This is a genomic window from Cyanobium sp. T1B-Tous, from assembly GCF_024345475.1.
Classification (GTDB): domain Bacteria; phylum Cyanobacteriota; class Cyanobacteriia; order PCC-6307; family Cyanobiaceae; genus Cyanobium_A.
The window spans coordinates 1-11,721 of record NZ_JAGQBE010000066.1 but is presented as its reverse complement, the minus strand read 5'-3'; the positions used below and the strand labels follow the sequence as shown (position 1 = coordinate 11,721).

The 11,721-nt window shown below is 56.6% G+C and carries 11 protein-coding genes and 1 pseudogene; 2 read left to right on the top strand and 10 right to left on the bottom strand.

Annotation, left to right across the window (positions count from 1 at the left end; genetic code table 11):
* Positions 1-257: 257 nt before the first annotated feature.
* Genes pseI through pseG form a run of 3 tightly spaced genes read right to left on the bottom strand, consistent with a single transcriptional unit; the run spans position 258 to position 3,123 of the window.
* On the bottom strand, positions 258-1,256 hold the full coding sequence (pseI, locus tag KBY71_RS12560) for a pseudaminic acid synthase (protein WP_254929235.1): 999 nt from the start codon (positions 1,254-1,256) through the stop codon (positions 258-260).
* 47 nt (positions 1,257-1,303) lie between these two features.
* Positions 1,304-1,492 (bottom strand): hypothetical protein, encoded by a 189-nt coding sequence (locus KBY71_RS12555; protein ID WP_254929234.1) that lies wholly within the window; start codon positions 1,490-1,492, stop codon positions 1,304-1,306.
* Positions 1,489-3,123, bottom strand: a complete 1,635-nt coding sequence (gene pseG / locus KBY71_RS12550; protein ID WP_254929233.1) for a UDP-2,4-diacetamido-2,4,6-trideoxy-beta-L-altropyranose hydrolase — start codon at positions 3,121-3,123, stop codon at positions 1,489-1,491. The genes KBY71_RS12555 and pseG overlap by 4 nt, the downstream gene beginning before the upstream one ends.
* A 59-nt stretch (positions 3,124-3,182) precedes the next feature.
* On the opposite strand from pseG, the gene KBY71_RS12545 reads away from it, so the two are divergent.
* On the top strand, positions 3,183-3,338 hold the full coding sequence (locus tag KBY71_RS12545) for a hypothetical protein (protein WP_254929232.1): 156 nt from the start codon (positions 3,183-3,185) through the stop codon (positions 3,336-3,338).
* Between the two features lie 226 nt (positions 3,339-3,564).
* Here KBY71_RS12545 and KBY71_RS12540 read toward each other — a convergent pair whose 3' ends face one another.
* The 7 genes and pseudogenes from KBY71_RS12540 to KBY71_RS12510 form a co-directional block, all read right to left on the bottom strand.
* Complete coding sequence (locus tag KBY71_RS12540; RefSeq protein WP_254929231.1) at positions 3,565-4,332, bottom strand: SDR family NAD(P)-dependent oxidoreductase; 768 nt, start codon at positions 4,330-4,332, stop codon at positions 3,565-3,567.
* Positions 4,333-4,338: 6 nt separating this feature from the next.
* Positions 4,339-5,088: a cytidylyltransferase domain-containing protein gene (locus tag KBY71_RS12535; protein WP_254929230.1), complete on the bottom strand. Its 750-nt coding sequence runs from the start codon at positions 5,086-5,088 to the stop codon at positions 4,339-4,341.
* A gap of 2 nt (positions 5,089-5,090) precedes the next feature.
* The gene (locus KBY71_RS12530; protein ID WP_254929229.1) at positions 5,091-5,987 is read right to left on the bottom strand and encodes an aldo/keto reductase; all 897 of its coding nucleotides are present in this window, start codon (positions 5,985-5,987) and stop codon (positions 5,091-5,093) included.
* Positions 5,968-7,143 (bottom strand): UDP-4-amino-4,6-dideoxy-N-acetyl-beta-L-altrosamine transaminase, encoded by a 1,176-nt coding sequence (gene pseC / locus KBY71_RS12525; RefSeq protein ID WP_254929228.1) that lies wholly within the window; start codon positions 7,141-7,143, stop codon positions 5,968-5,970. Before pseC ends, KBY71_RS12530 begins: the two co-directional genes overlap by 20 nt.
* Before the next feature lie 11 nt (positions 7,144-7,154).
* Positions 7,155-8,258: a UDP-N-acetylglucosamine 4,6-dehydratase (inverting) gene (pseB, locus tag KBY71_RS12520; RefSeq protein ID WP_315858559.1), complete on the bottom strand. Its 1,104-nt coding sequence runs from the start codon at positions 8,256-8,258 to the stop codon at positions 7,155-7,157.
* On the bottom strand, positions 8,197-9,888 hold the full coding sequence (locus KBY71_RS12515; protein WP_254929236.1) for an ABC transporter ATP-binding protein: 1,692 nt from the start codon (positions 9,886-9,888) through the stop codon (positions 8,197-8,199). The genes pseB and KBY71_RS12515 overlap by 62 nt, the downstream gene beginning before the upstream one ends.
* A gap of 260 nt (positions 9,889-10,148) precedes the next feature.
* Positions 10,149-10,429 (bottom strand): annotated as a pseudogene (locus KBY71_RS12510) (glutamine--fructose-6-phosphate aminotransferase); the annotation flags it as partial.
* Between the two features lie 301 nt (positions 10,430-10,730).
* Between KBY71_RS12510 and KBY71_RS12505 the strand changes: the two are divergent.
* Positions 10,731-11,721: polysaccharide biosynthesis/export family protein (locus KBY71_RS12505; RefSeq protein WP_254929227.1), on the top strand; the 991-nt coding region annotated here is incomplete at its 3' end.

Genomic DNA, 11,721 nt, shown 5'->3' with positions numbered 1-11,721 from the left:
CGCACCAGAAGAGCATAGACAGCACTGCCGGATTCCCCTTGAATTCTTGAAATAGCTATCCAAGGGAGAATCAGCAATGAAATACTGCTTAACAAGAGGTAGAAGCCAAATGGCCCTTTTAACGAACTTCTCAAAACAATGAATCACTCCCTGCAATAAAGCAATCACTTTTAAAACGAGAAAACATGCAAAGAACCAGTATTTTGATTTAGAGCCAAAGCACACAATGGCAATATTTGCCGATTTTTAGCATAAGACTAAAGGAGTATGTCGACACTTAAGGGATCTCCGCGCTCGAAGGAACGCCTGGACTGGACCCCTAACAATTTACTATAAAAAGCTGGTGGAGCCCCATCGCCAGGCCGTACGATGCAAATATTGGATTCGCTAAAGACTTCGCCTTCAGCAATATCTGCAGCTGCATAAATAGACCTTCGATACACCAAGCTCTTCTGCTCGGCCTCCGTAGGGCCGTAAAACACGCTTCCTAGCGCGTGCCAGGCGCGCTCAATCTCAGTCACCAAGCTTGCCAGCTCTGCCGGTTCAAGGGAAAAGTCAGAATCCACCCCTCCATCAGCACGAGCCAGCGTGAAGTGTTTCTCCACCACGCTGGCACCGACGGCAACGGCGGCTACGGCCACTCCTAAACCCATCGTGTGATCACTTAGACCCACCTCACAGTCGAACAGCTCCTGCAGGTGGGGAATGGTGCGGATGTTGGTGTTTTCAGGGCTTGCGGGATAGGTGCTGGTGCACTTGAGCAGCACCAACTGGGTGCAGCCGGCATCGCGGGCGGTGCGGACGGCATCGTCAAGCTCGCCGAGGCTTGCCATGCCGGTGGAGATGATCAGGGGCTTGCCCGTGGAGGCGGCCTTCTCGATCAGGGGCAAGTGGTTGTTCTCGAAGCTCGCGATCTTGTAAGCGGGTGCACCGAGATCCTCTAGGAAATCGACGGCAGTTTCATCAAACGGTGAACTGAAGCAGATCAAGCCCAGCTCACGAGCCCGCTCCATGATTGGAGCGTGCCATTCCCAGGGGGTGTAAGCCTTCTTGTAGAGGTCGTGGAGGTTTTGGCCAGCCCAGAGTGAATCGGGATCACTGATGTCGAAACTGCCGCCGCGCACGTCGAGCGTCATCGTGTCGGCGGTGTAGGTCTGCAGCTTGATCGCGTGGGCTCCCGCTTGGGCAGCCGCGTCCACGATGGCCAGAGCCCGATCCAGGCTCTGGTTGTGGTTGCCGCTCATCTCGGCAATCACAAAAGGGGGATGGTCTGCGCCGATGGGGCGGCCGGCGATTTGGATTGTCATCGGGTGGGGAACTCAGAAACAACAGGGCCGGGCAGCAAGATCAGCATGGCGATAGACCCATCGGCCAGCTGGCCGATGGGTTGAATGGCTAAATGGGAAATGATAGTTGGGATACAGTTGTTGAGTCTCAAGCCAGCCATTTTTTCACATTCGGTGTCTAACACCCACTCGAACACATTGCTCATGTCCCACAGTATGGAGGAATCTGCAATGAGCCCGGAGCTGCTGGCCGGCGCCAGCGATTCATGGCTTGCCCCGCGAGAGGGGCAGATGTGATGCCTTGGAGTTTAAAACCGCAACGGTCAAAGCAGGCATTACTAGCGGGATTGGTGGTGAGCACTTCAGCCACGGCCTCCGTGGCATGACCCCAGTGTTGCTCCATGGCCTCAAGACCCAAACGCACGAGCGTGGTAGCCAGACCATATCCACGAGCACAGCGATCGATGGAAAAACCGATCGAGGCCTCTCGGGCCTGCCCTTCTAACGTTTCAGGCTGCCGATCAAAACGGATCTGACCGATAGCACAGTCATCGGCGGCCTTGGCGATCAACTGGAGCCGGTTGGGGTCCATAAGGCCCTTGTGAAACCATTTGTGGTGATCAGCCGCCGCGATCGGCTCCTGCGAAAAACTGTTAGCCCGCACTTGAGGATCGTTAGCCCAGCGCAGCAGCAAGGCTTCATCCGAGGCCACTGCAGGTCGAAGCCTGATCTTCCCCTGAGGCCCCAACATCGCCATGGCAACGCGTGAAGCTCCCCAACCATCGGTGAGAGTGCGACCTCCGTCTGGTTGAGACGTCTCGGCGAGCCGGGCCAACAAGGCCGAACGGATCTGGCCAGCGGTCACGCCAGGCCCATCGCCTAACAGTTGCAGATGCCCGGCTTGATTGAGGGCCTGGGCAAAGGGGAGCTGGTTGGCGGCAATCGCCACCACCAGGCTCGGCAAGCCAAGGCAGGCCCGCTCCCAAGTGGTGGCACCGCCAGCACCAATCGCAAGATCCGCCCTGGCGATCAGCCCGGCCAGACTTGGCAGGGTTTCGGACAAGGTGGTGTGGGGGCGCAGGGCCACCTGCTCGGCCACCGCCTGCCGGTGTGGAGAGTGCGGGCTCAGCACCACATTCACCTCCAGATCTACCAGCGCCGGATCCACCAAGGCTTCCAGCGTCCGGCCGGTGAGGTTGGCCGAATCCACCCCCCCGAAGAACAGCAGGATCCGTCGGATCTTCGTGCGCGAAGGCACCAGCGGATGCAGCCGGGCGTATTCCGTCCCCAGCAGGGCGTAATGGGGTCCCAGCAGCTGGCGGCACTGAGGCGGCACCAAGCCTTGGTGGCGATGGGCGGTGGCGTCGCCACAGAAGTTCTGATCCAACAGCAGATCAGCCTGGTGGGGACGGTCCGCCAGATCGTCGATCACCAGCATCTTTGGCGTGGCAGCGCCGGCCAGGCCAGCCAACATCTGCGCTTCCCAACGAGCATCTAGCCCGTAGTGGTCGGCCACCAGCCAGTGGGGGCTGGCGATTCCTGCCTTCTGCAGAGCTTCCAGGCACTCGCCTGCATCCTGCTCCTGGGTGCAGCCCAGCCAAGCGGCATAGAGCTCGCGATCCTTGAGGCCTTCACTGGCAGCAAGCGGCAGATCGGGCAGGGGAAGCACCGCAAATTCCTGCTCCAGCAGGCCAATCAGATCACCGGGCTGGCGGCGAGACAAAAAGGTGACCACCGCCCCGCGCCGCTGCAGCTCACGCGCGAGGGTGCGGCAGCGCATGACATGGCCGGTGCCCATGGATAGGGAGGCATCGCAGCGGAAGAGGATTGGAGTCATAAGAACTTTCGCAGAATGCAAGACGACTCAGCTACCGATACATCCACGAGGGCTCTCAGGTGGCGATAGACGACGACCGCATCGCCCGCATGGCGCACATTCACCACCCGGGGCTGATGGTGGGCGATCCGCTCCTAAATCTGTTTGATCAGGTCGAGCCGGTCGAGCGAATTGAGGCGGTTGTAGGGCAGATCCTGCAGCTCTATGCCCTGTGAACCGAGGATCACATCGCCCTCCCGACCCGCCTGTGCAAGGCCTGAGAGTTAACTGGTGGCCCCATTACGGTCGCGTTGCTACTGGCGGGAGGTGGCGCCTTCCGCCGCAATAAGCACTTGCACTTGATCACCGGCATCGGCGTGGCTGGGGATTATACCGCCGCAGCCGAGCATTTCGTCGTCGAGTTGGCGGCGACTATTAATACTTTTTTCTCAAAAAAAGTTCTCACCACGCCGTCCATCCCCCATCCACGGGAATATCAGCGCCAGTAATATAAGAGGATTCTTCGGAAAGCAAAAAACTTACTACACCAGCAGCCTCCGAAGGGATCCCAATTCTCTTCAAATGAGTCTGTTTACCCAATCTTTCAATGAATTCAGGATCGTTTTCCTGCACAGCAAGAGACGGGAAAGGGCCATAACTTACTGAATTAACCCTAATCCCATCAGGCGCAAGCAAGCTCGACAAGTACCTTGATGCCTGAATTAAGCCGGCTTTAAAAGTCCCATAAAGAATTGGGTTCATAGAATCGAGGCACGAGTATAGATCAGGGCGAGGAGAGACCTTGCCATAGATGCTTGCAATATTGACGATGCTTCCACCTCGACCTGTCTTTAGCGCCTCTGCAACTGCCAATGAAAGCCTGACATGAATCCCAAGCAAGCTTTCGGCGCACGAATGAACACTTTCAGTATCAATTGACAAAGCGGTACCAGGATAGACGGTAAAAGCATTGTTTACAAGACCAACCAAGGAAGAGTTGGCATCCAAAACAGACTCGTTAATTAATGCCACGAGAGCTTCGGTGCTAATGGCAGAAAGATCCTGATCGATAGGAATATACTTGCCAAAGCATTTACGACTGACTTGATGATCGAGCTGGAGACCAGAAGCGGTTCGGCTTATTCCGATTACATTAAAGCTATTCAGAAGATGCGAAACTATTGCTGCACCCAAGTGTCCCGAAGGCCCAGTAATTACAATTGATTTCATAACCAGCTATGCAGTGCCATGATTTCGCCTTAAAGGATAAGAGGACTGTCCGTTCAATGCAAACTCAGCACAAACTCTTACAAAGTTAGGATCTTTCCAGCAGACTCCTTGCCGCTGATTCACGGAGTCAATTAATTTGACGATCTTAACATAATCTAAAATCGTGTCAATTGTGAAGCTCAGCTGTTTACAGTCAAAAGGAAATCTCTGAGAAGCAACATCCTTAAGACACTGGCTGCTGGAGAGACTGCGTCTCATAAATGTGGTTACATGTTCGAGATTTGAACTGCTTATATCTGTATTCACTGATTCGAAAAGAGCTTCCTTTGAAAAAATCTCGATATTGGTTCCCTCAGGACAAAGAGAGGATTCAACCCATGCATAGGGCAAGCCATTCTTGTATGCATAGTCAATTAAAGGATTGACAAACTCATACTCAGTCAATGGATTATCGGCAGTCACGCGAATGATGTATTCGCATGGGAAGTCTTGGATGAGCCTCAAATACCTCGACAATACATTGTCAAGAGATCCGCGAATAATTCCATCCGCTCCATATTCCAATGTAGCATTAACCAGAATGTCGTCTTCTCTTTGATCACTTGTAAGGAGAAAAACAGGATGCCCAGCATGCTTGGCTCTTTGTATGCACATACCAAGGACAGTGGTATCTGCTAGTTTCAATAAAGCTTTGCATGGAAGACGAGAGGATGTCAGCCTGCACTGAATGCCAATAGCAACTAAAGGGAGAGACATGCTTAGTCTTGTAAACTCCAAAAGCTTGGATTCAATAGTCTTTCATCGCTTACAGCATACATACTTAAAGAGCTGACATCATAACCGGAAAGCCTAAAAGAAGCCAGGTCAACCAGCTGCAAAAGATCTTCTACTCCAACAATAACTTGATCTATGAGGCTATTTGTAGCAGCAAAACCCAAAGCGATATGCTGAGGCTGTTTTCCCAAGTCAGTACATAATTGATTCCACGCTAAAAGCTGAGTTTTCCAAGGTCTAAAATATGAGGGAATACTATCAGCTTTCATTATAAGAAGGCCTTGAAGGAATATAGACCTAGCATGAATCTCAATTCCGAGATCTTTTAGTACCGATAGAGTGCCATCGTGCAAAAGCCTTTGGTCAAAGACATTAAAAGGAAGCTGAACAATGTCCGGCGTGAAAAGCTTTAGCGCCTTTATGATCTGACTCGAACTATATATAGATACTCCGATCTTGTCTACTTTGCCAAGAGTCTTTAGCTTTTGAAGAGAGGTAATAATTGCTTCTCCAGATTGCGAAAAGAGATCCTCGCAGTCATGGACCAAAAGACCCTGAACTCTTTCAACCCCCAATGCCTGAAGAGATTCCAGAAATGACCCTTCGAGAAATGTACCGACCAAAGCATGGTCTATATGCTGAGCCTTCAGTGTAGGTATCTTCGTTATAACCTTGAAATCTGCTAGATCGTTTTTGCCGAGAACCTGCTCTGATTCACCATAAGCCCTTGCAGTATCGATGACTTTGATCCCGACAGCCTTCGCATAAGCCAAAATACGGGAGACTTCCTCTTGCTTCGTCTGCCCTGAATGATTAGAGATTCCATATGTTAATCCCCACTGAGCTGTTCCGAGTCCTATTTTACTTGGAAGATTGGTCATCAAGCAAACGCGTTAGTTGCTGGGCCACAAATATGCACTGGGTTGGTTCTAGCCCCGGAAACAGCGGCAGGCTCATGGCACTGCTCGCATAGGCCTCAGCTTCGGGGAATTGCCCTTCCGTGAAACCCAATGCACGGTAGTAGGGCTGCAGATGCACCGGGCTGTAGTGCAACTGCACACCGATTCCGGCGTCCCGAAGCTCCTCAAAGAGCTGCCGGTGCTGATCCGCAGTGGCCTGCTGTAGGCGGATCACGGCCAGATGCACGGAGCTGAGCACGTCATCAGGCACCTCCAGCAACTTGACAGGCAGCCCAGCCAGCAGCTCTCGGTAGCACTCCAACTGGCGGTTGCGCTCGATCACGATCTCATCGAGCCGCTGCAGCTGGCTCAGGCCCAGCGCAGCCTGGATGTCTGTGATTCGGTAGTTGAAGCCCAGCTGCTGCTGCTCATACACCCAGGGCCCCGCCGCTGGGCGCTCAAAACGCTCGGCCTCGCGCACAATGCCGTGGCTGCGCAGTTCTGCCATGCGCTGGGCTAAAATCGGATCATTGGTAGTGGCCAGGCCGCCTTCACCGCTGGTGATGATCTTCACCGGGTGGAAGCTGAACACCGTGATTGCGCTGTAGCGGCAATTGCCCACCGGCTCGCCGCGGTAGCGGCCGCCGATCGCATGGCTGGCATCCTCCAGCACCGCAAAACCGTAGCGCTGAGCCAGCGATCCAATCGGCGCCATATCGCAGCTGCTGCCCGTGAGATGCACCGGCACCACCAGCTTCGGCAAGATGCCATCCCGCTCGGCGTGCTGCAGCTTGGTCTCCAGCGCCGCCACGCTCATCAGGCCGGTCGCGGGCTCGATGTCGACAAAGTCGACTGCAGCGCCGCAATAGCGCCCGCAGTTGGCCGAGGCCACAAATGTGTTCGGTGAAGTCCAGAGACGATCGCCAGGCCCGAGCCCGAGGGCCAGACAGGCGATGTGCAGGGCGCTAGTAGCGCTGTTCACCGCCACTCCGTAGCGCGCGCCAACCTTGACGGCCACTGACTGCTCAAAGGCCGGCACAGTTGGCCCCTGGGTGAGGCAGGGGCTGCGTAACACCTCCACCACCTCGGCGATGTCGGCCTCGCTGATCGTCTGGCGGCCGTAGGGAATAAATGGCATGGAGTGGCTGCTCATACGGGTTGGAATGCCGTGTCTACGTGTTCGCGGATCAGCGCACGCAGCTGCTCCACACTGAGGAAGTCTGGGTTGGAACCGGAGTTGTAGGCGAAACCTGAAGGCACGGCGGTATTGCTGATGCCAGCCTCCTGGTAGAGCTTCTGCACCCGACCATCGCTAGGCAAAATCGCGAAGTACTCGCCCAGATCAATTGTGGTGAAGCTGTCGGAGGCGGTGATCATCTCCTCATGGATCTTTTCACCAGGGCGGATGCCGGTGATCGGCTTCTCGCAGCTCGGCCCGATCGCCTCCGCCACGTCGGTAATGCGGTAGCTGGGGATCTTGGGCACAAACAGCTCGCCGCCTCGAGCCTGTTCCAGCGACCACAGCACCATCGCTACGCCCTCGCTCAGCGAAATGTTGAAGCGCGTCATTGCCGGATCAGTGATCGGCAGCACCCCGGATTTCGCTTTCTCCAGGAAGAAAGGAATTACCGAGCCCCGTGAGCCCATCACATTGCCATAGCGCACTACAGAAAAGCGCAAATCGCGTGTGCCCTTGATGTTGTTGGCGGCAATGAAGAGCTTGTCAGAGCAGAGCTTGGTGGCGCCGTAGAGGTTAATTGGGGCGGCGGCCTTGTCGGTGCTGAGGGCCACCACCCGTTTCACGCCGGCGTCAAGACACGACTGCACCATATTCTCGGCCCCGAGCACATTCGTGTTGATGAACTCGAAGGGGTTGTATTCCGCCGCAGGCACCTGCTTCAGGGCTGCTGCATGCACCACCGTGTCGATGCCCTCCAGCGCTCGCCGGAGCCGGTCTCGGTCGCGCACATCGCCTAGGAAGAAACGGAGTTGAGGAAACTTACTCTCAGGGTAAAGCTGCTGGATCTCCCACTGCTTGAGTTCATCGCGGCTGTAAATCACTAGCCGATGAATCTTCGGGAAGCGACTTAAGATTTCAGCAATAAATGCCTTGCCAAAGCTACCGGTGCCGCCGGTGATCAGGATGCTGGAGCTGGAATCAAAGGGCATCAGGAAGAAGGAACGAAGGTATTCAGGTAGTGCTTGCCAATACCAGCCCTGGAGGCCCATCGGCTGAAACGGCCCCTTGAGCAAGGTGGATCAGCCGATCACAGTGCTGCACGGTGCTGAGCCGATGAGCAATCATCACAATAGTTAGCTCATTGCTCAACCCTTCCACCGCGGCCATCACCGCATTTTCCGTACCGCTGTCAAGCGCACTGGTGGCTTCATCTAAAACAAGCACCCGAGCCTGCTTATAGAGCGCCCGTGCAATGCCGATCCGCTGCCGTTGGCCACCACTGAGGCGGATTCCACGCTCACCTACAAAACTCTGGTAGCCCTCTGGGCTGCCTTCAATGAAGCTGGCAATCTGGGCCTGCTCGGCTGCCTGCTTCACGCGGGCCATGTCGATCTCCTGGCGGGCCACACCAAAGGCAATGTTCTCGGCAATTGAGCTATCGGCCAGGTAGATACTCTGTGGCACATGGGCAATCGCCGCCCGCCAGGCGTCCAGCTTCTCTGGATGTGCCGGATCATGGAGATCCGCTCCATCCACCAAGACACGACCAGCTGTAGGTGCCAGCAAACCCATCAATACATCCACCGTAGTGCTCTTTCCACTGCCCGTGCTACCTATCAGGCCGATGCGTTCTCCGCGTCTGATCTCCAGATCCAGTCCCTGCAGCACATCGTGGGGATCTGGCCCGTAGCGGAAGCACACCCCCTCCAGGCGAATGGCCTCGCGCAGCGGCAGCGGGTCGGCCACGCTCACCTTCGGTGGAAGCGGCTGGTTGAGCAATGCAAGAACCCCGGCCAGGTCTGCATTGAAACCTTTGAGGAGAGACCAATTGAAATAAACTTGTTGAAGTGCTGGCAGCAACCGCTGGGCACCCAGAGCAAGTACCCCAACAAGGGGGATCACGGAACTACCGGATCCCTGCTGCAGCACCAGCAGTCCGGATAGCAAGGCAATCGCCACCATACCCAGGGCCTCTAAAATAAATTTTGGAGATGAAGCCAAATAGTAATTTTTAGCTTGAAGCAACCGCTGAGGCTTGTCAAGCTGTTCATATTTTTGAAGATAGTAGGCCTGATTGCCGTCTAGCAGCACATCACGGATTGCTCCTAATACTTCCTGTAAAGTTTTGATCTGATGCCTTGCTGCCTCTGCGATTCGATGGCTGTTCATGTGGAACTGCCTACGCGCAGTGACTGCCAGCAGGCCATATACACTTGCAAACAGTGTCGCGGCTCCCAGCGCCACTTGCCAGTCGATCAGCAGCAGGCCAGTCAACAGGCCAATCGCCACCACAGCTGCAGTGATCAGCTGAAGCAAGGCAGTAAACGCAGCAACCGATCTGGTGATTTGGGTGATGGTGCCTGCAATCACCGTAGAGCTATTAGATAGCAGATGTTTTTGATAGGGCTGATAGAGAGTGCGCTGGAACGCCTCACAGCTCAGGTCTGAACCCACCTCCGCCGCTAGCCGGCCGTTCAGCCAAAGGTTTGCCAACCGGATCAGCGCCGCAAGCACCGCCGCCGCCGCAAACGTCAGCGTGGCGGGCAGCAGCAGCTGGTTCGACGCCGTGAAGCCCAACCGGCTGGCCAGATCCTGAACCAGCGGTTGCTGCCACAGCCTCTGAGGGTCGCTGAGCACAGCCAGAAACGGCAGCACCGCCCCCAGTGAAACCAGTTCCGCCCCGCCACTAGCCAGCATCACCACCAGCAGCAAACTCAGCTGGATCCGACGTCGACGGCTGAGGTGACCCCAAATGCCCAGTAGGAGGGTACGGGTGGATTGGGGATAAGTTGCTGTTCCCGTCTCTGTCATCCGAGTTGATCTGCTACGTCGTTGGAAGACCAAACCAAGAAGCGCTCCAGCAGCCGATAGATGAGGTGAAAGCCAATGAAACCAGCAGCGCCGGTGACCAGAACGGTCATACAGCCAAGTAGAGCAGACAGAGCAAGAGCCAGTGGTGGCCATTCCACTGTGACGCTATTGGCCAGGTTGCGGGGCTGATCCACACATCCAGGCCCCGGTGGGCAGCAATGTGATAGCTCAGCAGCTGAATCGGGATCACCGTCAGCAGCGGGCTGAGGAGCTCATCCACCACCGGCACGGGAAGGAGCGTGTCAAACAGCTCGGCATCTGGGCAATCGGGGGCCACCCCGATCAACTGGGCATCGCGCGCCTTGGCCTCCTGAGCGTTGCTGAGTACTTTATCGAACACCGTGGCAGACACCGCGATCGACACCACCGGCACCTCAGTGATGAACGGTTGGTGCGACACTCACCAGCACACTGAGGTCGGAAGTAGGCTCGAACGAAAGCACACCAATTAGGCAGTGTGCCGAAGGGAAGGGAGAGAACTCAACCTTCTCGCCACTGCCAATCAAATATCGCACGGCACCAGCCTCCATCAGAAAATGCAGAAAACGCATCATTTGCGGATTCCAAGCTATCCCGCCTCCCACTTCCAGTGGGTCCAGCGGCCACTCCGCTGCAGATCAGCACACTCCGGGCGATAGGGTCGCTCCAGGAGATTTTCCATCCCGGTGCAACCGTTGCGACAACGAGCTTGGTGGGTTTGCACGGCCGTCGCACTGGCCGTTCTCGGCCTGCAACCCAGCCTGGCCAACACCCCATCAAACCCGGCAACCGCCAGCCGCAGCCGCGTCGTCTACGACAGCTACATCCTCGGCCCGGGTGACACCCTGCAGATCGAGCTGCTCGACATCCCCGAGCTCAGCGGCACGGTATCGATCGGCCCCGACGGCACCCTCTATCTGCCCCGCCTGCGCGCCCTGTATGTGGAAGGGCTCACGGTGGAGGAGCTGCGCTACTTCCTCACCGAGCAGTTCAAGCGCTACGTGCGCCAGCCCGAGCTCTACATCCGCCCCGTGGGCTACCGCCCGATCCGCATCTACGTGGGCGGCGAGGTGAAGCGGCCTGGTTACTACACCCTCAGTGGTGCCCAGGAACTGGGCAGTGTGTCCAGCGAGGCCGATGCGGCGATCCGCGCCAGCGGCGGCGATCAGCTCACCAGCCGGCCCGACAGCCCTGCCACGCCTGGCTCTGGCACCAGTAGCTCCGGCGGCGGGATCACCACCTTCGGGGCCCTGTTCCCCACCGTGTTCGACGCGATCCGCACCGCCCAAGGGATCACCCCCTATTCCAACTTGGCCGAGGTGCAGGTGACCCGGCGCCAGCCCGTGAGTGCCGGCGGCGGCAAGATCCGCACCCAGCTCAATTTCCTCACCCTGATCACCGAGGGCGATGAATCCCAGAACATCCGCCTCTTTGACGGCGACGTGGTGAGTGTGGCCAAGAGCCCCGTGGTGCTGCGCGAGCAGCTGCTTAAGGCAGGGCAAACCAACCTCAGCCCCCAGTTCATCCAGGTGTACGTGAGTGGCCGGGTGAAGACCCCCGGCGGCGTCACCCTGCCCCAGGGTTCAGCCCTCAACCAGGCCCTCAACCTCGCCGGCGGCCCCTCCCTGCTGCGCGGCAAGGTGGAATTCATCCGCTTCACCCGCGAGGGTGAGCTCGATCGCCGCC